Annotated in this window: 20 protein-coding genes, 1 tRNA gene, 1 pseudogene and 4 riboswitches; of the genes and pseudogenes, 10 read left to right on the plus strand and 12 right to left on the minus strand. The window is 39.4% G+C overall.

Annotated features, from left to right (window positions below):
* Nucleotides 1–40 precede the first annotated feature (40 nt).
* The gene (gene fdhD, locus HNQ41_RS04810) at nt 41–811 is read right to left on the minus strand and encodes a formate dehydrogenase accessory sulfurtransferase FdhD (protein ID WP_184663287.1); all 771 of its coding nucleotides are present in this window, start codon (nt 809–811) and stop codon (nt 41–43) included.
* A gap of 233 nt (nt 812–1,044) precedes the next feature.
* Between fdhD and HNQ41_RS04815 the strand changes: the two genes are divergently transcribed.
* Nucleotides 1,045–1,929 carry a polysaccharide deacetylase family protein gene (locus HNQ41_RS04815; protein ID WP_184663288.1) on the plus strand — a complete coding sequence of 295 codons (885 nt, stop codon included), beginning with the start codon at nt 1,045–1,047 and terminating at the stop codon, nt 1,927–1,929.
* Nucleotides 1,930–1,944: 15 nt separating this feature from the next.
* Entirely contained in the window at nt 1,945–2,436 is a 492-nt protein-coding gene (locus tag HNQ41_RS04820; protein ID WP_184663289.1) for a hypothetical protein, read from the plus strand.
* Nucleotides 2,437–2,607: 171 nt separating this feature from the next.
* On the opposite strand, the gene HNQ41_RS04825 is transcribed toward HNQ41_RS04820, so the two are convergent.
* On the minus strand, nt 2,608–2,841 hold the full coding sequence (locus HNQ41_RS04825) for a YuzF family protein (RefSeq protein WP_184663290.1): 234 nt from the start codon (nt 2,839–2,841) through the stop codon (nt 2,608–2,610).
* Nucleotides 2,842–3,271: 430 nt separating this feature from the next.
* Here HNQ41_RS04825 and HNQ41_RS04830 point away from each other — a divergent pair, with 430 nt between their 5' ends.
* Nucleotides 3,272–4,006, plus strand: a complete 735-nt coding sequence (locus HNQ41_RS04830; protein WP_184663291.1) for a hypothetical protein — start codon at nt 3,272–3,274, stop codon at nt 4,004–4,006.
* Nucleotides 4,007–4,049: 43 nt separating this feature from the next.
* Here HNQ41_RS04830 and HNQ41_RS04835 read toward each other — a convergent pair whose 3' ends face one another.
* The 4 genes and pseudogenes from HNQ41_RS04835 to metX all read right to left on the minus strand — a co-directional run bounded on the left by HNQ41_RS04835 (nt 4,050) and on the right by metX (nt 9,459).
* Nucleotides 4,050–5,201, minus strand: coding sequence for a diguanylate cyclase domain-containing protein (locus tag HNQ41_RS04835; protein ID WP_184663292.1), 1,152 nt, complete (start codon nt 5,199–5,201; stop codon nt 4,050–4,052).
* Between the two features lie 189 nt (nt 5,202–5,390).
* Nucleotides 5,391–6,656 carry a homoserine dehydrogenase gene (locus tag HNQ41_RS04840; RefSeq protein WP_184663293.1) on the minus strand — a complete coding sequence of 422 codons (1,266 nt, stop codon included), beginning with the start codon at nt 6,654–6,656 and terminating at the stop codon, nt 5,391–5,393.
* A 181-nt stretch (nt 6,657–6,837) separates the two neighbouring features.
* Nucleotides 6,838–8,124, minus strand: a pseudogene (locus tag HNQ41_RS04845) (O-acetylhomoserine aminocarboxypropyltransferase/cysteine synthase family protein); the annotation flags it as partial.
* A gap of 116 nt (nt 8,125–8,240) precedes the next feature.
* Nucleotides 8,241–8,350, minus strand: a riboswitch (SAM riboswitch).
* 11 nt (nt 8,351–8,361) lie between these two features.
* The gene (metX, locus tag HNQ41_RS04850; protein ID WP_184663295.1) at nt 8,362–9,459 is read right to left on the minus strand and encodes a homoserine O-acetyltransferase MetX; all 1,098 of its coding nucleotides are present in this window, start codon (nt 9,457–9,459) and stop codon (nt 8,362–8,364) included.
* A 92-nt stretch (nt 9,460–9,551) separates the two neighbouring features.
* Nucleotides 9,552–9,662: riboswitch (SAM riboswitch) on the minus strand.
* Between the two features lie 182 nt (nt 9,663–9,844).
* Nucleotides 9,845–9,953, minus strand: a riboswitch (SAM riboswitch).
* Nucleotides 9,954–10,190: 237 nt separating this feature from the next.
* Between metX and HNQ41_RS04855 the strand changes: the two genes are divergently transcribed.
* Complete coding sequence (locus HNQ41_RS04855; RefSeq protein ID WP_184663329.1) at nt 10,191–11,033, plus strand: YitT family protein; 843 nt, start codon at nt 10,191–10,193, stop codon at nt 11,031–11,033.
* A 77-nt stretch (nt 11,034–11,110) separates the two neighbouring features.
* Here the strand turns inward: HNQ41_RS04855 and HNQ41_RS04860 are convergent, their stop codons facing one another.
* Entirely contained in the window at nt 11,111–12,136 is a 1,026-nt protein-coding gene (locus tag HNQ41_RS04860) for a potassium channel family protein (RefSeq protein WP_281393969.1), read from the minus strand.
* Between the two features lie 50 nt (nt 12,137–12,186).
* Here HNQ41_RS04860 and HNQ41_RS04865 point away from each other — a divergent pair, with 50 nt between their 5' ends.
* The 3 genes from HNQ41_RS04865 to metE all read left to right on the plus strand — a co-directional run bounded on the left by HNQ41_RS04865 (nt 12,187) and on the right by metE (nt 15,454).
* The gene (locus HNQ41_RS04865; RefSeq protein ID WP_184663297.1) at nt 12,187–12,345 is read left to right on the plus strand and encodes a hypothetical protein; all 159 of its coding nucleotides are present in this window, start codon (nt 12,187–12,189) and stop codon (nt 12,343–12,345) included.
* A gap of 68 nt (nt 12,346–12,413) precedes the next feature.
* Nucleotides 12,414–12,489: transfer RNA gene (locus HNQ41_RS04870), tRNA-Ala, on the plus strand.
* Nucleotides 12,490–12,810: 321 nt separating this feature from the next.
* Nucleotides 12,811–13,010: riboswitch (cobalamin riboswitch) on the plus strand.
* Between the two features lie 164 nt (nt 13,011–13,174).
* Nucleotides 13,175–15,454, plus strand: a complete 2,280-nt coding sequence (metE, locus tag HNQ41_RS04875; protein WP_184663298.1) for a 5-methyltetrahydropteroyltriglutamate--homocysteine S-methyltransferase — start codon at nt 13,175–13,177, stop codon at nt 15,452–15,454.
* Nucleotides 15,455–15,560: 106 nt separating this feature from the next.
* Here metE and HNQ41_RS04880 read toward each other — a convergent pair whose 3' ends face one another.
* Nucleotides 15,561–15,959 (minus strand): YugN-like family protein, encoded by a 399-nt coding sequence (locus HNQ41_RS04880; protein WP_184663330.1) that lies wholly within the window; start codon nt 15,957–15,959, stop codon nt 15,561–15,563.
* A gap of 124 nt (nt 15,960–16,083) precedes the next feature.
* Nucleotides 16,084–17,436 (minus strand): glucose-6-phosphate isomerase, encoded by a 1,353-nt coding sequence (locus HNQ41_RS04885; protein WP_184663299.1) that lies wholly within the window; start codon nt 17,434–17,436, stop codon nt 16,084–16,086.
* Between the two features lie 194 nt (nt 17,437–17,630).
* On the opposite strand from HNQ41_RS04885, the gene HNQ41_RS04890 reads away from it, so the two are divergent.
* Entirely contained in the window at nt 17,631–18,608 is a 978-nt protein-coding gene (locus HNQ41_RS04890; protein WP_184663300.1) for an NERD domain-containing protein, read from the plus strand.
* A 185-nt stretch (nt 18,609–18,793) separates the two neighbouring features.
* On the opposite strand, the gene HNQ41_RS04895 is transcribed toward HNQ41_RS04890, so the two are convergent.
* Nucleotides 18,794–19,966: an iron-containing alcohol dehydrogenase gene (locus HNQ41_RS04895; protein ID WP_425506958.1), complete on the minus strand. Its 1,173-nt coding sequence runs from the start codon at nt 19,964–19,966 to the stop codon at nt 18,794–18,796.
* Nucleotides 19,967–20,109: 143 nt separating this feature from the next.
* Between HNQ41_RS04895 and HNQ41_RS04900 the strand changes: the two genes are divergently transcribed.
* Nucleotides 20,110–20,337, plus strand: a complete 228-nt coding sequence (locus HNQ41_RS04900) for a DUF378 domain-containing protein (RefSeq protein WP_184663302.1) — start codon at nt 20,110–20,112, stop codon at nt 20,335–20,337.
* 141 nt (nt 20,338–20,478) lie between these two features.
* Here the strand turns inward: HNQ41_RS04900 and yugI are convergent, their stop codons facing one another.
* Both yugI and HNQ41_RS04910 read right to left on the minus strand, forming a co-directional pair.
* Nucleotides 20,479–20,889: a S1 domain-containing post-transcriptional regulator GSP13 gene (yugI, locus tag HNQ41_RS04905; protein ID WP_184663303.1), complete on the minus strand. Its 411-nt coding sequence runs from the start codon at nt 20,887–20,889 to the stop codon at nt 20,479–20,481.
* Nucleotides 20,890–20,978: 89 nt separating this feature from the next.
* Nucleotides 20,979–22,910 (minus strand): tetratricopeptide repeat protein, encoded by a 1,932-nt coding sequence (locus HNQ41_RS04910; RefSeq protein WP_184663304.1) that lies wholly within the window; start codon nt 22,908–22,910, stop codon nt 20,979–20,981.
* Nucleotides 22,911–23,136: 226 nt separating this feature from the next.
* On the opposite strand from HNQ41_RS04910, the gene HNQ41_RS04915 reads away from it, so the two are divergent.
* Nucleotides 23,137–24,483, plus strand: a complete 1,347-nt coding sequence (locus HNQ41_RS04915; RefSeq protein ID WP_184663305.1) for a sodium-dependent transporter — start codon at nt 23,137–23,139, stop codon at nt 24,481–24,483.
* Nucleotides 24,484–24,504 lie beyond the last annotated feature (21 nt).

Genomic DNA, 24,504 nt, shown 5'->3' on the forward strand with positions numbered 1-24,504 from the left:
CAAAAAATTGTTCCTTAACTCCCCTTATTAAAAATAACCCTTATTTTTCGACGGTATTTTTCGACACAATCGGTGTCACTGTCTTTTGTAAGTCATCAATAACCAAATTTTGCTTTGTATAAACAGTTGCCATTTTTCCTCTCATGTAACCAACAACTTCAATTCCTAGAAAGTTCGCTAATTGAACAGCTTGTTTCGTCGCTGCTGTACGAGAGCCGATAATTGAAAAACCAAACCTCGCAGCTTTAGCTAGCATTTCATAGGAGATTCTCCCTGTTGTCATTAATACTAGGTCTTGTGCTAATAAACCATTACGTATTGCATAGCCAATTACTTTATCAACAGCATTGTGACGACCAATATCTTCACGAACGATGAGTTCTTCATCGTCAAATAAAAGACACGCCCCATGCATTCCTCCCGTTTCAATATACATCGGTGATTGTTTTGAAAAACGGTTCCTCATTTTTAATAAATAAGAAAGGTTAACGGACGAACGACTCGCTACCTTTGGAAACTGTTTGACATCCGTCATGGAAAAAAACGTAACCCCCCGACCACAACCAGCCGTAAAATGTTTTCGCTTTTGTTCCCATTCGATTGGATCCCAGTCTAGATATAACGTCACATCTACCCGTCCTTCTTGAACGAAGATGTCTTTGACGTCATCCAAACCTTCAATAATCCCTTCTGCATATAAGTAGCCGACCGCCCAATCTTCTAAGTCAGCCTTTGTTAATTGAAACGTTGCAATCGCATTCCCATTAAGAACCAATTCTATCGGGTGTTCTTCAGGACACATCTTTGGCATATGCACCACCCCCCAATACATATTGCAAGCGATATCATCATATTTCGAAATGTTTTCGCTCTGTAACGAAATCGTATCGTTTCTGATCTTTTTTTTCTGTGACTTTCATCACTTGTTCATAATTTCACATTTGCATATTTTTGGAATCTTAATCGCAGATGTACGGTACAATGAGACTTTCCGCTTTTCATGTTACAATATGTAATGATTTCCACGAAGGGGGATGACCCTACATGCTACGATACTTAATGGCCAGCTTTCTTTTTCTTCTATTATTACAAAGCTGTTCTTCAAATGAAAAACGTCTTGCCTCTTCTATATATGAGATTCGTGACAATGATCGAAGCTTTCTCAAAGAGATTCATGAAACAGATCGTTTACAAACAGCGCCAGCAGATTATGAACCCGTTAAAGACGAGTTGATTAAAAAATGGACGTACGCATCTCCTAATGAATCAGGTGAAGAAGTAACAGGTGTGGCGCACGCTTTGGATACAGATGATAAAGTAATCGCATTAACCTTTGATGCATGTGGTAATGAATCAGGGGATGGTTACGATGAAGAATTGATCGAGTTTTTGATCGAGGAAGAAATCCCTGCCACATTATTTATTAATGCGCGTTGGATTGATGAACACCATGATACATTTCATGACTTAGCCAATCATGAGTTGTTTGCAATCGAAAACCACGGTACCGAACACCTTCCGTTATTTGTACAACAAGCGACTGTATGGGGAATAGAAGGAACAAACCATGTAAGTGATGTCATAGATGAAGTCATGATCAATCAGCAAAAAATCGAACGCTTAACTGGAGAACCCCCGCAATATTTTCGTTCTGGAACGGCTCATTATGATGATATAGCTGTACAAGTTGTTAACGATTTAGGTCTCAATGTCGTCAATTTCGATATCCTTGGTGATGCTGGTGCAACTTATTCCAAAACAGAAGTTGAACATTCATTACTCCAAGCAGAACCTGGATCCATTGCTCTTCTTCATATGAATAAGCCCGAAAGTGAAACAGCAGAGGGTGTGAAAAGAGCAATTCCTCAACTTCAAGAAAATGGATACAATTTCGTTCACCTTGACGATTATCCGTTGCTTACTTACTAAACTGGAGGTTTTACATTGTCAAAAACAACAGGAAGATTGATCTATATTACTCTTTCTATCATTTCCCTAGGCTTATTCCTATACGCAATTTGGTTAAATCAAAACGCATTTGCGAATGTCATAGACGAGACGATTTTTTACGTCGCCTTTCTATGCATCATTGGATTAGTAGGTTTCGAGCTCTATAAAAAGACGTTTTTAACAAGAGATTTGTTTGCTAGTCTTACCGTAACAACGCTATCTATTATGTTCATTGCGCTTTTGGTGTTTCCTAGTTTTTCTTACCATGATGGTAAAAGTGTTTTGGAAGAAGACATTGATGAGGAGATCACTTTTCAAGACATCGGATTATCTAGTTTTCCGATCGGAGAACGTCCTTCACTTTTTATTGATGATTATTATTTATATTCTGTAAAGCTCAATAATGACCTGGCATTTTTCTATGTAAATCCAACAAACGGTCATACTCAAAAATTCGACGCTAGTGAATCAGACGTATCATTTTAACGCGTTTCCAGAAGAAACCTCCACTTCAAGTGATCCGTAAGGGGGAGTAAGTGGAGGGCGTTCACTATTTCATCGAATGGTCGTGTACACGTATTTGCTACAATGCAAATACGTGTACCGAACAACAATTCATAGACGTAAAAATAGCATCACATAAGAAAAGTATCATCACTAACCTTTAGGCATTACCCAAACGATCTCTTGAATACGAACGAAAAAAGTAGCTCCTTCTTTTTGCATAACGATATGATCTGGTTTAACTGATTCTAAGCGCCCACGAATACTCCCTTTAGTTGTTTCTACAACAAGCTCACTGCCCACTTGCGATTGTAACGTTTGAACGACGTACGGATCATAATGGGTGACAAATTGCACTTGCGTATGACGTTTATCCTGTTCACTCATACTATCCTCTCCCTTACATAACACTAAAGACGATGTCATTGTATGCCTATTGTTCATTCCGTGTGCCCCCCATAAATTTAACACCAAAGGCACAATTCGCCTAAATAATAAAAATGACAGAGGTGCTCCGAGTGGAACCTCTGCCATTTACTTATACACGAAATTTACGAACACTTATGCTGACCTTCAATATCAAACACCCTAAAAGTCGGCTAATTCGTTTGATGAAACGATCTGTTCAGCTATTTTACGTACCTCAACAGCGAAACGAAAAAACCTTTACCGTAAATTGTGTCGTTAGATGTCAAGATTAAGATGGTTTCCGTTTGGACAAATATCCCTTATAATAGTTAGTAATAAAATCAAACTCTTTGATCATGATTAGATTACACCACTTCTCTATTGAAGAGACCACCGAAGAGGTGACAAAATGAAGAATACAACCTACTGGTTTATTGGCGGTTCGATTTTCATTCTTCTCGTTGGCTTGTTAATTTACCTGTATGCTCAAGACCCTGAGCATACATCACCTGTTCCTTCAGATTCAAAAACAACAGAAGAAACGAATGACGAAACTGCTGATCCAAACTTGAACTTTTCAGAAAGAGATGATTTGGATACAGAATCACCTCTCGAAAACGATGTAAGTATTTCATCTAGTACAGAAAAAGAAGCACGAGAAGAAAATGCAAAAGAAGCCTTTGACGACACAAAATCTTGGGTAGAAGCCTCTGAATCTCTAAGCAGTGAAAATGATGAAACACACTTCTATTTGTTGAATTTGTATTACTCCAATTTGTATGATTACGGAATGAATGAAGAAGACATCGAAAACGATTCAATTTATTTTGCCGAAGAATTAACAAACTGGGAATCGCTCGCTATAGAACAATACAATTTCCAGTATGACGAAGACGATTTCCATGATTATATCGATCAAAAACGTGATAACACAAATGATGAAGAGTTGGATGTCCTGCTAGATACCGTAAAAGATGAACAATCATGGCACGATGGATTGCTACGTGTGAGTTATTTACAAGGCTATATTTGGGAAAACATAAAAGAGGACCTTAAAGAAGAACATACACAAGCCGAAGATGAAAGTGATGATGCCTTTGAACAACGCCTCTATGACCAATTTGAAAGTCAAGTCATTCAATAAAAGAAAGTCTCTCTTTACCTTTTTTAAAGAGAGACTTTCTTTTTTAATATTTTTGGTATTCTTCTCGGTTTTTACCGCGTTCCTTTGCATCATAAAGGGCGGAATCCGCTTGGTACAGAAACGTACGAATAGATTTTTCCTCGCTTGGGATAACAGAAGACACACCGCTTGATATCGTCACAAATGGGGAGGTTTCTGACGTATCATGGACAATCTTCATCCCTTCAATCGCTAAACGGGAACGTTCTGCAAATTGCATTGCACTTTCTTTATCATACTTAGGTAAAACTGCAATGAACTCTTCGCCACCATATCGGGCTAAAATTCCTTCCTGCGATCCTTGCATTTGCAGCGTAAGTTTTTTCGCTACATGCTTCAAACAATCATCGCCCTTTTGATGACCGAATGTATCATTAAATTCTTTATAATTATCAATATCAAACAAAACGATCGATAATGGTTCTTTACCTGATAATTCATCCCATTTTTCATGAATATACCAGTCAAAGTACCTTCGGTTATAAACGCCTGTTAAACGATCAGTGTTCGTCATTTTCCTTAGCTTCTGATTTTGACGCCCGATTCTATAAAAATAAACAAAGACACCGACAATTCCTAATGCAACAACTGCGTTTGTAAGAATAATGCTTCGTGCAATCGAACTTGCATCTTGCAAATCATCCCATGATGCATCCATAACCACTTCAACCATTTGAACCATCTCGTCGTTTAAACTTCTAATATCATCTAATACCCTTTTCGTCTGCTCAATCATGCCTTGAGCTTCATCAACAAAACCAATTTTCATGTAAGCTGTTTGAGTTTCATAATACCTTTGAAGTTGAGATATTTTAGGTTTTGCACGTTCCTCTATCATATAATATAGGTTCGGATATTCTTCTTCATATGTCTCTAGATCTTCTAAAATGCTGAAGATATTCTGTTTTTCTTCATCATAATCCTTAAGGTGTTCAGTATCCCCTGTTGCTAAGTACCCATGTACTGCCGCCTCTTGTTGAACAACAGATGTAAATAACCGTTCCACACTGGTCGTCATCGGCACTGTATCGACCATCGTATCTTCAGCACGTTGCTCCATATTTTGAAATGTAATATAACTAAACGCACTTGTAATTAAAAGTAAAAACAAAGTAACAATTAACGCAACATTTTTTAACTTTTCGATTTTTACCACCTACAATTTGTAATCTCCACTATTCGACTCTTTACGACAATTTTATCTGGTATGTTATTATACAATAGTTTTCACAAAACGTCTTTATTTTTTAACGAATAATTCTAAAGAACTATTTTCCCCATAAATAGACGAATTTTATACAAAAAAACTCTTAGTCGTTATGCTACTAAGAGTTGAAACAGATATTTATCCTAATACTTTTTCTTTACCTTCGACTTTAAATGGGGTTCCTCCACTAATCGGGTATGCTTGTTCAATGTACTTATTCTGATGCCACTGTTTTATTACGTTACGTTTTCCTTCAATAATCATTGCTATACGTTTTGTTGAAGGGTGTTGGACTTGTTCCCATATCATAACCCCTTGTTTACGCACGCTATCTACAAAACCTGAACTTGAAATCACACACCAAAACAGTCTATTCTCTTCATTCTGGCACGGCTCTTCGCCCTTTGTTCGTAGCGTTTTCCATGTTTTTCGCTCCCTCTTATACCTTGATGTCAATATGTAAAACATATCCTCCACAATCGCACTTGCTGTCGGATACTTTCCTGCTCCTGGTCCCTGAAGCGTTAATGTCCCAGCTAAATCCGTTTCTAAAACAATCGCATGATCCACACCTTCAACTTCAAACAATGGATGATTAGTCCATAAGACAGTTGGTTCAACTGTACCATTTACGCCTGATGTTGTTTTCTCCAAACGTATAAGCGGTTTTAATTTTCCACCTAAGCGTTCAACCAGGTTTAGGTCCGTCGTTTCTATTTCACGAATGCCTAGCGGTGAATCAATGGGCCAATTGGGTGAACAATGATAAATGGTTTCACATAACAATTTCGCTTTATAATAAGCATCCCAACCATCAACATCTTTACTAGGGTCAGCTTCTGCATACCCTAAGTCTTGAGCATCATTTAATGCTTCTGCAAATGAAATATCACGACTTTTCATTTCCGATAGTATGTAATTCGAGGTTCCATTGACAATGGCTTCAATGGAATGAATGCCGTTAATATTTAAAGCATTTTGTACGGTATTTAATAATGGCACGCCCGCTGCGATTGAAGCTTCATATAAAAATGCAACCCCTTCTTCTTTGGCAACCGAGCGTAATTGTTCTCCGTACTGCGCAATCAATTCCTTATTTGCACTGACAACGTGGACCCCTCTCTTCAACAAAGAATATACGTAAGGATAAGCGTTTTTTGCATCAGGCATAGCTTCGACAACAATAGATAGGGTCGGGTGTGTTTCAATATGCGAAAATTCATTTGTTACTACTGTTTCTTCATTAATATTTCGTTTCTTATGAAGGCTTTTTACGAGTACGACCGGCACACGGATATTTGCCTTAATGACCGATGCGAACCTTTCTTTGCGGTCATAAATTGTTTGATAGACTCCTTCTCCTACTGTACCAAAACCTAAAATACCTACATCGACCGTTGACATGTTTAGACTCCTTCCAAACGTACAGCGAATGGTTGCTCATTTTCAATTCCTAAACAGAGGAAAAACTACGCCAGCTAGAAAGTTTGCTCGGTTCAACCAAGTTTTCACTTCACGACCGCTGGCGCGTTTGTTCCTCACTTTCCTTCCCCTATGATTGCGTCGAAAGTGATTCGGTTTCATCAGTGGATTTTGCCAATGCTTGATTCAAATCATTCAGCATATCTTCGATGGATTCAATACCAACGGAAAGACGCACAAGGTCTTCTGTCGTTCCCGTTGCGATTAATTCTTCAGCTGTCAACTGTTGATGGGTTGTACTTGCTGGATGAATAATCAAACTTTTGGCATCACCGACATTCGCGACATGTGACCAAAGCGTGACGTTTTCAATGAGTTTTCGTCCCGCTTCACGTCCTCCTTTGATGCCGAAGTTCACAACTGATCCAAAACCGTGTTTTAAAACACTTTTTGCGTGTTCATGGGATGGATGTGATGTAAGCCCTGGATAAGACACCCACTCAACAGCTGGGTGTTCAGCTAGTTGCTCTGCTAAATACTGTGCATTTTGATTATGTTTATCAACACGTAAATGCAATGTTTCTAAACCTTGTAGCAGTTGAAACGCACTGAATGGGCTAAGGCTTGCCCCTAAATCACGTAAAAGCTGTACTCTTAGCTTTATACTATACGCAAGTTCTCCACAATCACGGGCATAAACAAGACCGTTATAAGTTGTGTCCGGCTCTGTAAAACCTGGAAACTTGTCTGAATCGAAGGAGAAGCGTCCACCGTCAACGACGACCCCGCCAATTGTTGTTCCATGTCCACCAATCCATTTTGTTGCCGAGTGAACAACGATATCCGCACCATGTAATATCGGCTTACAACCATAAGGTGTCGGGAATGTATTATCGACAATCAGTGGAATTCCTGCTTCATGGGCAATATCGGCAACCCCCTCGATATCGAGAACGTGTAAGCTCGGGTTTCCGATCGTTTCAGCAAACACGGCTTTCGTGTTTTCGTTGATGGCTTCTTTGATGTTTCCTGGTTCCGACACATCAACAAAACGAACTTGTATGCCATATTTAGGAAGCGTTGTTGCAAACAGATTGTACGTTCCACCGTAAAGGTTTGTCGCTGCAACAATTTCATCCCCTGCACTTGCGAGGTTTAAAATCGAAAATGCAATCGCCGACATTCCTGATGCCGTTGCAACAGATGCAACGCCTTCCTCCAATAAAGCCATCCGTTTTTCAAATACCTCAACAGTTGGGTTGCCGATACGAGTATAAATATTGCCTGGCTCTTCTAAGCTAAAAAGTTGTTCGGCATGCTTCGGGTCTTCAAATACGTAAGATGTCGTTTGATAAATAGGCACAGCACGTGAACCTGTCGTTGGATCTGGCTCCTGCCCTCCGTGTAATAAAATCGTCTCTTGGTTGTATGTTCCTTGATCTTTACTCATGAATAAGTCCTCCCTTTAATAAATAAATAGATTTGTTGTTCACCATTACTTTTTCGTTGTAATATAATAAACTCCCTTCTTTGGTTAAAGAAGAGAGTCGCTCGACACGAAATCTCCTCTCATCTTCCAAAGCATTGCTTTGCAGGATTTGGCACCTGACAAACGCCTTACGTTTGCTGGTTGCCGGGCTTCTTCGGGCCAGTCCCTCCACCTCTCTTGATAAGAGTGTTATCATTTTTATACAATTTTTTCCCTTGACTCTTCCAGTTGCTTTTGAAGAATAGGTCCGAAGTCGTCAAATTGAACTAAGAAACCATCGTGACCAAATTTTGAGCTTACTCCGTGGTACGTTGCCCGAACCCCTTTTTCCGTTAAGTGTTCTGTCATCTGTCGGATTTCTTCAGGTGGATATAGGAGGTCGCCTTCAAAACCAAAGGCGTGGATTTCTCCTTGAAATTGGTATAAACCAGGACGTGCTCGTTCACGGGAAATATCATGTAAATCCATCGCCTTTAATAAGTAAAGATAACTATTGGCGTCAAATCGATCAACGAACTTTTCACCTTGGTACTTTAAATATGATTCAACTTGGTAAGTTGTATCGTTATGTGAGAGACCCCACCCTTCTTTTTCTTCTCGATGAAACCGTTCATTGAAAAGATTCGAGGAACGATAGGTGATCATCCCTATCATTCGTGCAATCTCCATTCCTTTTCGTGGGTTTGCTGACAAATCATAATTCCCTTCGTTAAAATTAGGATCGGATTGTATCGCTTGTCGGGCGACCAAATTATAGGCAATAGCATAGTCACTGAGGGCAGGCGTTACAGCAATTGGACACAAGACATTTACAAAATCGGGATATAAACATCCCCACTCAAGAACTTGCATCCCCCCAAGCGATCCACCAATAACTGCATGTAGTTTTATCACGTTCCATTTCTGTAACGCCAGATATTGTGCATGAACTATATCTCTAACCGTAATAAAAGGAAATTGACTTCCGTAACGTTTCTCTGAGTTTGGCATTGTCGTCGTTGGACCTGTAGACCCGTCACATCCTCCTAACACGTTAAAGCAAATATATTGATAACGCGTTGTATCTACATATTTTCCAGGTCCAATAACGCCACGCCACCATCCTGGCTCTTCCTCTGTACCCATGGCATGCTGATTACCAGTTAAAGCATGACAACATAAAATGATCGGTGCATCAATCGGACCACTTCGTTCATACGCCAATTGAACATTTTTTAAGATACTTCCATTTTCCAACTTCAATGAGCCTATGGTGACGGTCCCGACTTCCACTCCATCAACCGTCTCGGTCCCCATGGGCTTCACCTCCCACAAAAGTTACAATCCGAATACCAGAAAGCAAAAAACCTCTCTGTGAAAGACAGAGAGGTAAGTAATCACTTTTCCCTCTCTTATCTTCCAAAGCCTATGCTTTGCAGGATTTGGCACCTTGCAAACGACGTCCGTTTGCTGGTTGCCGGGCTTCTTCGGGCCAGTCCCTCCACCTCTCGCGATAAGAGCATTTATAATATATTCACTATTCAAATCTTCTTAATTTTTCGATTATTTTAAACTTTATCATGAGTTGATTCAAATGTCAACTGTACGTCGGAAACGTTTAAACACATTAAAGAAATAACAAAAAAAGCCTATCGATGGTGAAGTCGAGAGGCTTTGATATAAATTCCACGTTTTAACGCCCCTCTCATCTCTCAGAGTAAACTCTGCTGGATTTAGCACCTGACGAATGTCTTCCACTTGTTGGTTGCCGGGCATCTTCGGGCCAGTCCCTCCGCCTCTCTTGATAAGAGAATTCGTTTAATTTTCTACACTTTATCATGAGGCTTAGTTCTCGTCAATCACTTATACATGATCATGTATAAGTGAGACTTTTCCGCTAGAAACTGTAATAGATACAGTCAAACCGTTTTAGCTCATCGCAAACAGTTGGGTTCGGTAAGTAACTATGTTATACTTTCAAAGGTTTTTGCATTTTTAAAGGAGGTGTTTGCGTGCACTGGCTACGCGGCATTCGTATAAAAAACATCATGATCATTATCCTTGGTACACTTATTTTTGGATTTGGTATCATCCACTTCAATTTACAAAACGGATTAGCTCATGGTGGGTTTACTGGTATCACTTTATTATTATATTACTTATTTACAATTGAACCTTCGATTACAAACTTAGTATTAAATATACCGCTGTTTTTAATCGGCTACCGTTTATTGGGGAGAAAAGTTTTCATTTATAGCTTAATCGGAACCATTTCACTGTCTGTTTCCCTTAGCATTTTCGAAACGTACCCAGTTGCTAATATCCCTTTGCAAGATGACATGATCCTCGTCTCTTTATTTGCTGGGGTATTCTCTGGTGTAGGACTTGGTCTTGTTTTTCGAACGGGGGGCACAACAGGTGGTGCTGATATCCTTGCCCGTTTATCCAATAAATATTTTGGAACAACGCTTGGACAGTTTATGTTTACCTTCGATGCGATTGTGATCACAACTTCCCTTATTCGCCTATCATTAACTCAAGCGATGTACACTCTCATAACTGTATTTGTCGCCTCAAGAGTGATTGATTTTATGATTGAAGGGGCTAGTGCAGCAAAGTCCGCAATGATCGTAACCAATCATTCCGATGAACTTTCTTCTGAAATCAGACGTAGAATGTCACGCGGTTCTACCGTACTCACAGGAAAAGGGAGTTATACACACGATGAACGCGAAATATTATATTGTGTTGTCAACCGTAATGAGTTGATCCATTTAAAAACAGTGATTCAAGATGTTGATCCATACGCTTTCTTTTCAGTTAATGACGTGAAAGAAGTTTCAGGTGAAGGGTTCACTTTTGACAGAAATCGAGATCCATTTCATACGTAACATCATATTTTCTAAGGGTGAACAACTTTCATTTAGGTTCTCTAAATGGACGGTTGCTCATCTTTTTTTTGCTCATATTAGCGATCAATCACAACCATTTGATCACCTTTGATTAATTTCGTCGAAGGTAATGGATGAAACAAGAACTCTTGATTTCGGATCAAACCTACGACAAAATCATCATTCTTTGCCATAAAATAGCTGATTTCAGCAAATGTTTTTTGAAAAAATTCGTCCGGTACATATTTATAAACGAGACGGTCTCGTGTTTCAACCTCTAACAGACGTCCAATCACCTCAGTCATTCCATGATACTTTGTACAATTTAACATCGCTAAACTGGATAAGTTTGAGGTTTCAATGACTTCATCAGCCCCTGCACGCCGTGCATTTTTCACTTGTTCAGGTGTCAACATTTCCACAATACTGTATACGCTAGGGTTCAAAGCTTTTGCAGCGATCAGCGTCAAAATGGAATGCGAGTCAGCTTGATTTTCTCCTAGGTCATGATCCGCTGAAATGATCACAGTTCTCGCATGGGCAATGTTCGCCTTTTTTAACGTATCATCATTCAGTGACGAACCTTTTATAAAATGGACTTTTTTTTCTGAAATTGGATTACCTTCAAGACTTTTGTCGATAAGAACAATATGGACATTTTGTTTTTTGATTAGTTGCGATATCACCTTTTTTGTGCGCTCATTCCAACCAATGACAATGTAATGTCCTTCTTTTTTATACTCCAACTCTCCTTTATGAAACATGTTTCTCGTTGTTACAGCTGTTTGGGCAAGATTCGTTACAAAGATCGTAAAAAATGCAATACCAAATAAGATCAAACCAGCAGCTAATGCGCGACCTAGTAATGTTTGAGGAACAAAATCACCGTAGCCTACAGTTGATGTTGTCACAATCGCCCACCAAATACCATCAATGACATTCGGGAACGTTTCCGTTTCTAATTGGTGAATGGCGACCCCGAAACTTGTTACAATCACAAAAACGATTAATAAAAGACGAACAAAGGTCGGAAACTTCGCATATGTATGAGCCCATTGTTGAAAACGAGACATTCGCTCCCACCTTTCTATGCTGTACAACATTCCTTATGACTGATATGATATATTAGGTTTTCTACTGGAGGTGTTAGGTAGTGTTACAAGCAACCATCTTTGCTATAACGATGTTTATCGGGTGGACAATATTTGACCTTATTAAATACCGAAAATGGACAAAGGAAAATATCATAACCGGTTTTGTCACATCCGTGATCTCAGGGATCGCATGGTATATTTTATTCATCGTATTTTAAACAAAATGATTCTCCCCTTGATTTCATAGGTGAAATTTCGTAAAATCAAACTTGTGATGTCATAATATGGGGCATTAGCTCAGTTGGGAGAGCGTTTGGCTGGCAGCCAAAAGGTCAGCGGTTCGAGCCCGCTATGCTCCACCAAAAATACCATCACACCTACGTCGAATTCACTTCTGCGTAAGATGGGATTGTGTGCCATCGGTGCACCATATACGAAATTCACCGTTATGATTGTATTCATAACGTTTTTTAATTTTTTCTGATAAAACTTAATAATGTCCATAGTAAAAGACCAAATTTGCGACGATAAACCTCCCCCTTATCCGATTATAGTGCGTTGATTTAGACGTAACTATTCGCGGATAGGAGGGGTTTTTTTACTAAAAAATGCGAAAGTAGTACTTTGTTAATTTTATAAATGTCTTGACACACTAGAAAAACTTGGATAAGATTCATATAATTTCATATCGTGGAAGATAGGTTGGATGAATATTTATTGATTTTCATTCATTAAAAGGGAATCTGGTGCAAATCCAGAACGGACCCGCCACTGTAAGATAGGAGCCATTACCACTATGCCACTGGATACTTTTCATGTATTTGGGAAGGCGGTAAGGCGATGATGATCAAGTCAGGAGACCTGCCTATACTTCTAACACTGTCGACCTACGGGTGAATAGGGAGGTGTGAATCATCAGATGGCGTTATATGTCCAAATAACGATGGACACAACGTGATATTTCGTATGATTTCTAGGATATTTTCACCCAATAAAAATGGGAGAGAATATCCTTTTTTATTTGGACAAAAAACAGGAGGGATAAACATGCCTATCAAAACAAGCATCCAAGGATTTCCAAGAATCGGAGAAAATCGAGAGTGGAAACGACTCCTCGAATTTTACTGGAAAAATGAGATTGATGGATGTACTTTTGAAAAAGAAATGAAAGACATTAGACTCAACCTGCTGCAAAAGCAACAAAATGCAGGCGTTGGCCTCATTCCAACAGGGGATTTCACTTATTATGATCATGTACTAGATACAGCTTATATGTTTAATTTGATTCCTAGCCGGTTTCAAAACGAACCTTTTGCTAGCGGCCGCGACCTTTACTTTGCTCTTGCTAGAGGAACAAAACATGCTGAAGCATGCGAAATGACGAAATGGTTTAATACAAATTACCATTACATTGTTCCTGAAATTGAAGACACATGGATACCTAAAGTCCTCTACAATAAACCACTCGCCGATTACCTCGAAGCAAAACAAGAGTTAGGTATCCAGGGAAAACCTGTTCTTATCGGCCCTTATTCCTTTCTCTCACTTGCAAAGGGGTATGATGATGAACAATTCGAGAGGTACTTAGATATCCTTATATCGCTTTACGCTAAAGTAATCGCAGAGTTAACTGAAGCTGGTGCATCATACATCCAAATAGACGAACCTTGGCTTGTTCATTCTATATCAGATAAGGATTTTCAACTTGTTCAAGCGGCGTATAATAAACTCACAAATCTAGTACCTGATGCAAAATTATTGTTGCAAACTTACTTTGAATCCGTTTCACACTATGAAAAGATTATTCAATTACCAGTAGCAGGAATTGGCCTCGATTTCGTTTATGACAAAGGAAAACATTTATCATACATTGAACAATTCGGTTTCCCAAAAGATAAAGTACTTGCTCTTGGTATCATTGATGGGCGCAATATTTGGAAGACAGACTTAGATAAAACGTGGGAACTCATCCGATCCATCCAAACAAAACTTTCTGATCACACCATCTGGTTTCAAACAAGTTGCAGCTTATTACACGTCCCTATGTCTTTATCTTATGAAACGACTTTACCGAAGTCATTAAAAGAAGGACTTGCTTTTGCAGAAGAAAAAATTGAAGAATTAAACTTGCTGAAAGATCATTTAACTAGTAACACACATACATCGCAGCAATGGGAGAGTCATCAATCTTCACTACATTCTTTTAAAAAAGCCTACCAATCAACCGATGAATCCGTGTTCCCAAATTACAAGGCAATGCGTTCACAGTCATTCTCTGAGAGAAACGCTCTACAAAAAGAGAAGTTTCAACTTCCTTTATTACCAACGACAACCATCGGTAGTTTCCCACAAACCTTGGATATGCGCCGAGCACGGACGGCCTTTCGTAAAGGTGAACAAACACAAGAAAAATATGACCAACTTGTCAAAGATAAGATTAAGCACTGGATTGATGTGCAAGAGGAGCTAGACTTAGATGTCTTCGTCCATGGAGAATTTGAACGTAATGACATGGTAGAATTTTTCGGGGAAAAATTAAACGGGTTTGCCGTCACAATAAATGGTTGGGTACAATCTTATGGCTCTCGCTGTGTTAAACCGCCGATCATTTATAGTGATGTGGCATTTGATGAGCCGATGACAGTAAAGGAAACCGCTTATGCCCAATCGTTGACGCAAAAGCCCGTAAAAGGGATGTTGACAGGACCTGTGACAATTTTAAACTGGTCATTCGAAAGAACCGACTTACCAAAACATGTTGTAGCCAATCAAATTGCACATTCCTTAACGAAAGAAATAGAGGAACTAGAACAGTCAGAAGTCGAAATGATTCAAGTCGATGAGCCAGCTCTCCGAGAAGGGTTACCGTTAAAGAAAGAAGATCACACGGCTTACCTCGACTGGGCGGTGAATGCCTTCAGGTTAACAACTGAAAAAGTAAAACCTACAACGCAAGTTCACACCCATATGTGCTATAGTGAATTCCATGACATCATCGATTCGATCAACGCTATGGATGCTGATGTCATTTCCATTGAAACATCCAGCAGTCATGGGGAACTTATAAAAATATTTGAGAAGCATGTATACGATAAAGGAATTGGGTTAGGGGTTTATGATATACATAGTCCCCGCATTCCAACCGTCGAAGAGATGGTTGATATTATTCACGAGTCACTAGACACGCTTCCTTCTTCTTTATTTTGGGTCAACCCTGACTGTGGCCTAAAAACAAGGACCGAAGAAGAGACGGTTTCCGCTCTAACAAATATGGTAAAAGCTGCCCGTATCGCTCGAAACAACCTAACATCTCCTCTGATAAAATGAGCTTGATGCAGATCATTCAACACTTTGTGGTTGCACATATGAAACAGGCGTTGGTACATTTCCGCGCCTGTTTCGTCCTGAGTTATATAACATAACTGCCTTTACTTCAACGGAGTAACACTTCCTCTAGTTCATGAACATGTGCCCGGCCTGTATCGATCCACTCTTTCGGAAATGGTGCATCTTTATCAACTGGCTCAGAAAACTGATTCACAAGCGCACTTTCATCGTCAACCCAATCATCTAACCCTGACTGATATTTGTGTGAAAGCAAAAAAGGTCGTCCTAATTTAACTTCAACACCTTGTTGGTCTAACTCTCCTTCCACCGCTTGAAAAGGGACACGCACAAAAAGGTAACTGCCATTATCCTCCATTTTGTAATCAAAGTAACCATGTTCATAATCCCAATTTCCACCAATCACATATCCGAGTGGTTTTATTTGCTTTTCAATATCATTTAATAGAAACGTTTGATTTTCAACTTTTGATGGTAGCGTGATCATCCTACTTTTCCCTCCTGGTTTAGCTTCTCCTTTTAGAATACCCATCAAAACTTGATTTATCATCTCACCACCACCAAAAAAAGAGGCAATTCGCTTGAACAGCGATGCCTCTTCATGATCAAAATTACTTCAAACGTTTTTCTAATTCTGCTTTTTCTTCTTCAAAACCTGGCTTTCCAAGAAGCGCAAACATGTTTTTCTTATATGCTTCAACACCTGGCTGATCAAATGGGTTAACCCCTAATAAATAACCACTAATCGCACATGCTTTTTCAAAGAAGTACACGAGATAACCAAAAGAATATTCATTGAGCTCTGGAATATTTAAGACAAGGTTCGGTACACCACCGTCAGTATGCGCTAAACGTGTCCCTTCCGTCGCCTTTTTATTAACAAAATCCATCGTTTGACCCGCTAAGTAATTGAGCTTATCTAAGTCGTTATCCGCTTCTTTGATCGTTACTTCATGACGTGGTTTTTCAACATTTAAGATCGTTTCAAACAAGTCACGACGACCATCTTGAACATATTGCCCTAACGAGTGTAAGTCTGTAGAGAAGTCTGCCGCAGCTGGGAAAATTCCTTTTTGGTCTTTTCCTTCACTTTCTCCGTAAAGCTGCTTCCACCATTCAGCAACGTAGTGAAGCGCTGGCTCGTAGTTCACCATCAGTTCAACCGTCTTCCCTTTGTTGTAAAGCGCGTTACGAACAGCTGCGTATTGATACGCTTCGTTTTGATCAATCTCAGGGCTTGCGTATGCTTCACGGGCATCAGCTGCCCCTTTCATCATCGACTCAATATCTAAGCCACTCGCTGCAATAGGAAGAAGACCGACTGCTGTTAATACAGAAAAACGACCGCCCACATCATCAGGGATGACAAACGATTCGTAGCCTTCTTCATTTGCTAATTGCTTGAGCGCACCTTTTTCTTTATCGGTCGTTGCGTAAATACGTTTACGAGCTTCTTCTACACCATATTTGTTTTCTAAAAATTCACGGAAAATACGGAAAGCGATCGCTGGTTCTGTCGTTGTACCGGACTTTGAAATCACATTGACTGATACATCTTTACCGTCAAGTAAATCAAAAAGTTCATGAACGTATGTTGAACTAATGTTATTCCCGACAAAAATGACCTGTGGTGCGCCTCTTTTTTCGCTGCTTAACGTATTGAAAAACGTATGGTTGAGCGCTTCGATTGCAGCACGGGCACCTAAGTAAGAACCACCAATTCCAATAACAAGTAGTACATCTGAATCGGATTTAATTTTCTCTGCACTTTTTTGGATGCGAGAAAACTCCTCACGGTCATAATTGACAGGTAAATCTACCCAACCAAGAAAGTCACTTCCCGCACCTGTTCCATTATGTAAAGCGTCATGAGCTGCGCGCACCGCTTCTTGCATGTAGCTCATTTCATGTTCTGCAACAAAATCACTGGCTGTTTGATAATCAAAACGAATCGTTTCTGTCATGTTCGTCTCATCCTCCTCAGTAATGTGAAAGCTCTCTTACCCACTTTATAAAATTGTAACGTAAGAATCAAGTAGCCTTGTCATTGTAAACGAATACATTCATGAACGTTTTTTAAACGTTTTTAGTTTTACATGAATTGATAGCAAAATGATTATACAATAGGACCATCAAATTCATGAAATGAGGCGATTTTGTGATTGTCAAACCTCGAAAAATTCCCCTTGTTATCCTCCAACTTGAAGCTTTACTTCGCCGACTACCACTTGAGAATACACAAAAAAGTGTGATCGAAAAAGACCTCGCCTTATACAAAAAAGGGTATCGGGGTGAACGGAACTTTGATTACTATTTATCTTGGCTTCCTGAAGATTCTTTTCGCCTTTTACACGGTTTAAGAATACCTGAAGAAAACAACGGATTCTTTCAAATCGACACATTATTGTTAACCGAAAAATATGCGTGTATTTTTGAAGTGAAAAACTTAAGTGGCACGGCAGAGTTTAACCCTCAGTTAAAGCAGCTAACACGGAAGTATGCTGACATTGAAGAAGGGCACCGCGACCCTATTAGTCAAGTCTATTTACAAACTTATCACTTCAGTCGTTGGTTAAAAATGCAACAATATTCTACACTCCCCATTTACTCCTTTGTCATTATGAGCCACCCTACAACGAAAATTCAAATCATTAACAACCTTGAGGAAACCTCACAAATTGTTCTTCACGCCCATGCTGTTGTTGAAAAACTTCATCAACTAGAAAAGTCTTCGAATCATCGAACACCGATTTTGGATGATTCGATCCTAGACAATATGACTTCCAACCTCATGCAACAGCATACCCCTTTAAAGTTAAATGTATTAAAGAAATATCATATCGATGTGGCTCAGTTGATAACAGGAGTCCGGTGCCCTAATTGTGGGACGTTGCCTATGAAGCGAACTCATGGAAGATGGTTTTGTCTACATTGTAGACATGAGTCAAAGGAAGCCCATTGGGAGGCGCTCCAAGACTATGCATTATTAATTAGTGAAGTGATTACTAATCGAGATTTGCGGTGGTTTTTGAGGGTGAGTTCGAGGAATACAGCTTTACACATCCTGAGGTCTACTGCATGCACTTTAATAGGTGAAAAAAAGCAAGCAACATATCGGATACCAAATGATGAATAAACCTCACCGAAATTTGCCTTTTCGGTGAGGTTTTAATTGAGGTTTTAATTGAGGTTTTAATTGGTATTTTATTCCGTATTACGCATAGAATCTTGATTTTTACGCAAAGAATGCCAATTTTCACGCAAACAACCTCAATTTTTACGCAAAGCCAAAATCAAAGCCCCAAAAAACTTCATCTAACCCTACAACGCCGCTTTCAAAATCGCTAAAGTATCGTCTCTTCCTAGCTTGCGGAAATTTCCATACTCACCTCGAGCCATTGCTTTATCAGTCATGACATCGATTTTACTGTCGTCAATGTCATAATCCGCTAACCGACTCGGCGCACCTAAATCACCCCAGAAAGTTTCCAACGCACGTATCCCTTCTTCAGCCACTTCACGGTCGGTCTTCCCTTCTGGGTCCACACCCCAAACACGAACAGCTAATTGCTTCAGCTTACGCTCCCCTTCTTCGATGTTGTGGCGCATCCAATGAGGGAAGATAATTGCTAGTCCTCCGGCATGTGGAATATCGTAAACAGCTGACACCGCATGCTCAATATTGTGCGAAGCCCAGTCACCACGTACGCCCATTTGTAGCATACCATTTAAGGCAATTGTACCTGAATAAAGAATCGTTTCCCTATGCTCTAAGTTTTCTAAATCACTAACGAGTTTAGGTGCAGTTTCAATCACTGTATGAAGCACAGCTTCACACATCCGCTCCTGCAATGGTGAGTTCGTTTGCGCATGAAAATACTGCTCAAACACATGAGACATCATATCTACAATCCCGTATACCGTTTGATCTTCAGGCACTGTCAATGTATTACGCGGATCCAAAATTGAAAACGTTGGGAATGTATGTGGTGATCCCCACCCATACTTTTCTTGTGTTTCCCAATTTGTAATAACAGAACCTGAATTCATTTCAGAACCTGTAGCAGCAAGCGTCAAAATCGTACCAAATGGCAATGCCGTTTCTGGAAGATGTTTTTTCGTGACAATATCCCATGCATCACCCTCATATTCCGCACCGGCAGCAATTGCCTTCGTACAGTCAATAACACTGCCACCACCTACTGCTAAAAGGGCATCAATGTCTTCATTTTTACATATGTCCACACCTTTATGTACCGTGCTCAAACGCGGATTCGGTTCCACACCTGAAAGTTCATGAATAGTAAAGCCTGCGCCATTTAACAATGAAGTAACCTCATCGTACAGACCATTACGTTTAACACTTCCGCCACCATAAACGAGCAAAATCTTACTGCCTAATGGTTTTAGCTGTTCAACGAGTTGTTCCTGTACCTGTCCTTCTCCAAAAATCAATTCCGTCGGATTATGAAAAGTAAAACGATCCAACGTCATCCCTCCTTTTCTTTATCATTATCGCTTATTCATGATTCATTCGCAAAGCAACAGCTTATGTATAATTATTTTGTTCAAATCGAATGATAAGTAAGGAAGCGACTAGCTTCAATGAACGCTTCCATGTAAGGAGGTGAAAGTTGATGAGCGGTATCCAACGTACAGCTCTTTTGTTAGCCATTATCGGTGCTGTGAACTGGGGGTTGATCGGTTTCTTTCGGTTTGACCTTGTCGCTGCCATTTTCGGCGGACAAGCAGCTGGTATTTCACGTCTTATTTACGCTGTTGTCGGTTTGGCTGGCATTTATTGTATTTCCATTTTGTTTAAGCCTAGTGAAGAAATGGAACGAAGCCCAGAGCCACAACGTTAAAACATAAGGGCTTGTAAACATACATTTTTCCTGAAAGGGAGAAAAAGTTACCGTCCTTTTAAGTAAAACAAATCACTTATAAAAAAAGACGAACTCCGCAAAAGGGAGTTCGTTTCTTTTTACATATGAACGATTATATAACTATTTTTTCAAACGCTTATTAAGATCAGCTTGAATTTCGTTGGATTGCTTCAACCAATCCTTCAACTTATCTTCCAATGTATTGAATCCTTGGCTTTTCTCTTTAGATGGCTGTTGTTTATTTTGCGCTGGACGCTTACGTTCCTTACGCTCTGTTTCTTGTGGCGCTTCTTGCGTTTCACGGATTGAAAGAGAAATCTTTCCTGAATCCTCATCAACGGATAGAACTTTAACTTTCACTTCATCTCCAACGGAAAGGTATTCATTGATATCCTTTACATAACCATGAGCAATATGAGAAATGTGAACAAGACCTTGTTTTTGTTCATCTAGCGCAACAAATGCACCGAAAGGTTTAATCCCTGTTACCTTTCCTTCTACGATGCTTCCAACTTCATACTGACCTGACATAAAAACAACTCCTAACTATTTTTTAACTAAGTTATTTTAACATAAAAACCTAAATTATTCAATCTACGACCATTTCATCGCAGAATTCCTTAATCAATCATTCGGATGATCGCCCATTGGCCATCTTTTTCTCCTAAAATAAGCAGACCTGATTCGATCCATTTCACAAAGTTTGTTAAGTCAGCATCCCATTCACCATTCCCTGATTTATATCGGAAATACTGATTAACTAGTCGACATTGAGATTCAGACCATTCATCCCATTGTGACACCGTTTTTTGTTGCAACCAACATTCAAAACTTTCGCGTTCATCGCTTTCCATTTCACTTAACACATTTGCATCAAAACCTTCAGTTAGGATCAAATCGATTAATTCAGGTTTGCGAAGTCTTGAATATCCTTTTACACCTAAACGCTTCAAAGCACGTATAAGTTGATCCTTTGTCCACAGATTAAGCACTTCATTTTCAGAAGTGATCTCAATAAAATTAGGTCGTTTCTCGTTCCAATTTTGAGGACTAACAAACGGCTCTTCTGTTACGACCGTAGTTGTAGTTGTAGCTGCACTCTCCTGTTGACTACGTACTTCAAGAAGTGAACCCCACTCTGGTACGTCTCCCCAATATTGCTGTTCATATGCAAATAAACGATTGGAAGCCTCAGGACCATCAACCTTCTCTAGAACACGAAGATATTGATGAATGAAAGGAAGCGCTTCTTTTTTACGTAGTTGTGTCGAATCAACACCTGCAAACCAAGCTTTCGCTGCTTCATCATCCCCAGATTCGACTCGTAATTGTCCTAATGGAAAACGAAGGAGTGATGACGGCATTTTTTCATAAACAGAAAGCAAAGATCCCTCTGTCTCTTCAGCATACCCTTCAGAGCGGTATGCACCTGCTAACCACCATTCAATAAAAATATTGTTTGGTGTTTCATGTAACATTTCTTGATATTCATTCACTGCTTCTTGAAACTTTCCTTGTTTTAATTTACTTTTCGCGACTCGGTGCCTTTTACGAAACTCTTTTTTATGTTCAAAAGTTGGGATGAACTTCTTTGAACCATCCATGTATATAGGCACTTGTTCTGAATGAACATTTCGAGTTGTATATTCTTCAAGAAGCGACCATTTTATCCACTCAGGTAATTCCGCTGACAAAAGGAATTTTTCAATCGCTGTATTTGCCCAATCTGAAGAATCACGAAGTAAGAAACGCACTGCTTGCTTTTGCATTCGCTCATTTTTACTAAGCAATGAATGTAATGCATACAGACGATTCAGTCCCCATTTATTTGCTGGACTAATTGAAAAAGAGGATAATGCCGGATCGTTCCTGACAATTTCCATCCCCTCAATAAGAGGAATAGCTTGTTGACGAACCGCTTCTTCTTGAATGGTTTCTAAGACCTCAATCGCACGAGTTATCTCCCCTCCATTAAACTGACTGAGAGAAATACGATATAAAGATTTAGATGACAAATAATCAAAGTGTGTTTTATAAATCGACAATAATTCATCATTCAAACCGAGGAGAAAGTAAAGGTGGACAATTCGTTGTAGTAAGTCATAATTGACGAACGCATTTTTATTTGTTTTTTTGGTATATAAATTATATGCTTTCTCTGCAGTTTTCTTCGCTTTCTGTTCATAACGACAACGGTGTAGAATTCGAGCCTTTTGAATATAAGTAAACACATTTTCGCTATCTAGTTTGAGCGCCTTTTCTGCATCTTGTAATCCTTGCTTTTCGTTCTCTGTGCGTTCACTAATTATCATTCTCGTCTGGATAGCTGGAAGATAATCAGGAAACAAAGCCAGAGCTTGATCAATCGTAGCTACAGCGCTCTTATATTTCTGGTTTTGCAAGAGCGTTCTCGCTTTTTTATTTAACAGAAAGACTTGGCGAGCATCCTTAGGGTGTGCTTTTTGGAATGCCTTTAATTTCTCTTGATAAGGCGATATGGATGTTGAACGCTTCGTCGCTCGTTTTTGATGGGCTCTAGATTGTTGTTTCATTACCTGAATCTCCTTTATTCCTATATCATCGTTCCTTATACTACTCAAATAATAATCATAACTCATAATTGCCACATGATCTAGGTTATTTATTATTTTCTCTATAATTGGAAACATTGACACACACACAGCAACGCTTTATAGTGTGAAAATATGTATGACTTTTCAGATGATTTGATGATTTCATATATAATCATCGCTTTTAATATAAGGAGGTATAAATCAAATGTCAAAACAGCCCGAACAATGGGCCTCAAAATTAGGATTTATTTTAGCAGCTGCTGGATCGGCGATTGGTTTAGGTGCCATTTGGAAATTGCCTTTCACAGCAGGTGAAAATGGTGGAGGAGCCTTTTTTCTTGTCTTTGTACTTATGTTACTATTTCTAGGCTTACCTCTTCTTTTAGCCGAATTTACAATTGGTAGAAAAACACAACGTGAAGCGATCTCAGCTTACCGTACACTGGCCCCTGACTCAAATTGGCACTGGATTGGTAAACTCGGTGTTGGTGCTGCATTTTTACTTCTTTCCTTTTACAGCGTCGTCGGTGGGTGGATTGTTATTTACCTCGTACAAGCGATTTCTGGGCAATTCGTAGGCTTAGATAGTGAAGGCTTTGAAAACATGTTCGCCCAAGTTACACAAAATGGTTGGCTTGTGCTCACTGCGCACTTTGTATTTATGATTATGACGATCCTCGTCGTCCAAGGCGGCATTCAAAAAGGAATCGAACGCTCAACTCGTTGGATGATGCCGACACTGTTCGTATTGTTTATCATCATTGTCATTCGCTCCGTTACCTTAGATGGAGCTATGGAAGGGATCGCTTTTTTCTTTTACCCTGACTTTAGCAATCTCGATGGGCAAACGATTCTATATGCATTAGGACAAGCATTCTTTTCCTTAAGTTTAGGGATTTCAGTCATGGTGACATACAGTTCTTATTTAAAAAAAGAAGAAGATTTACCCCGCTCTGCGATATCAATCGTTTCATTAACATTATTTATTTCGATTTTAGCAGGTCTTGCCATCTTCCCTGCCGTATTTTCGTTAGGATTTGAACCGACAGAAGGACCACCGTTAATTTTTATTGTCCTTCCAGCCGTTTTTAGTGAAATGGTTTTCGGGCAACTATTTTTCACATTATTTATCATCTTGTTATTGTTTGCTACTTTAACTTCAGCTTTCTCATTATTAGAGATTGTTGTAGCTTCAGTAACAAAAAATAATCCTGAGAAACGAAAGAAAGTAGCTTGGATCTGTGGTCTCCTTATTTTCACCCTCGGTATACCTTCAGCATTATCTGAAGGAATTCTGCCGACTTTACCAGTGATTGGTATGACTTTTTTTGGTGCCTCTGACTTTCTTGTCAGCAATATTTTATTACCAGTAGGTGCATTATTAATCGCGATTTTCACACCGTTGAAAATAAAAAAGGATGATTTGTTTACTGAAATTCAACATGGTTCATCATTTAAAAGACGGACGTTTGAAATCTGGTATTTCCTATTAAAGTATATTGTTCCAGTCGCGATCCTACTCGCCTTCTTAAATGCGATCGGCATCATCTAGATAGTAACAACCGTCGACGAA

It is taken from the genome of Texcoconibacillus texcoconensis (assembly GCF_014202575.1).
In the GTDB taxonomy this organism is placed as follows: Bacteria; Bacillota; Bacilli; order Bacillales; family Salisediminibacteriaceae; genus Texcoconibacillus; species Texcoconibacillus texcoconensis.

Coding starts and splice junctions, on each gene's coding strand:
- fdhD (WP_184663287.1), bottom strand. CDS start 811: ATGCCAAAGATGTGTCCTGAAGAACACCCGATAGAATTGGTTCTTAAT.
- HNQ41_RS04815 (WP_184663288.1), top strand. CDS start 1,045: ATGCTACGATACTTAATGGCCAGCTTTCTTTTTCTTCTATTATTACAA.
- HNQ41_RS04825 (WP_184663290.1), bottom strand. CDS start 2,841: ATGAGTGAACAGGATAAACGTCATACGCAAGTGCAATTTGTCACCCAT.
- HNQ41_RS04830 (WP_184663291.1), top strand. CDS start 3,272: ATGAAGAATACAACCTACTGGTTTATTGGCGGTTCGATTTTCATTCTT.
- HNQ41_RS04840 (WP_184663293.1), bottom strand. CDS start 6,656: ATGTCAACGGTCGATGTAGGTATTTTAGGTTTTGGTACAGTAGGAGAA.
- metX (WP_184663295.1), bottom strand. CDS start 9,459: ATGGGGACCGAGACGGTTGATGGAGTGGAAGTCGGGACCGTCACCATA.
- HNQ41_RS04855 (WP_184663329.1), top strand. CDS start 10,191: ATGATCATTATCCTTGGTACACTTATTTTTGGATTTGGTATCATCCAC.
- HNQ41_RS04860 (WP_281393969.1), bottom strand. CDS start 12,136: ATGTTGTACAGCATAGAAAGGTGGGAGCGAATGTCTCGTTTTCAACAA.
- metE (WP_184663298.1), top strand. CDS start 13,175: ATGCCTATCAAAACAAGCATCCAAGGATTTCCAAGAATCGGAGAAAAT.
- HNQ41_RS04880 (WP_184663330.1), bottom strand. CDS start 15,959: ATGATCACGCTACCATCAAAAGTTGAAAATCAAACGTTTCTATTAAAT.
- HNQ41_RS04885 (WP_184663299.1), bottom strand. CDS start 17,436: ATGACAGAAACGATTCGTTTTGATTATCAAACAGCCAGTGATTTTGTT.
- HNQ41_RS04895 (WP_425506958.1), bottom strand. CDS start 19,966: ATGACGTTGGATCGTTTTACTTTTCATAATCCGACGGAATTGATTTTT.
- HNQ41_RS04900 (WP_184663302.1), top strand. CDS start 20,110: ATGAGCGGTATCCAACGTACAGCTCTTTTGTTAGCCATTATCGGTGCT.
- yugI (WP_184663303.1), bottom strand. CDS start 20,889: ATGTCAGGTCAGTATGAAGTTGGAAGCATCGTAGAAGGAAAGGTAACA.
- HNQ41_RS04910 (WP_184663304.1), bottom strand. CDS start 22,910: ATGAAACAACAATCTAGAGCCCATCAAAAACGAGCGACGAAGCGTTCA.
- HNQ41_RS04915 (WP_184663305.1), top strand. CDS start 23,137: ATGTCAAAACAGCCCGAACAATGGGCCTCAAAATTAGGATTTATTTTA.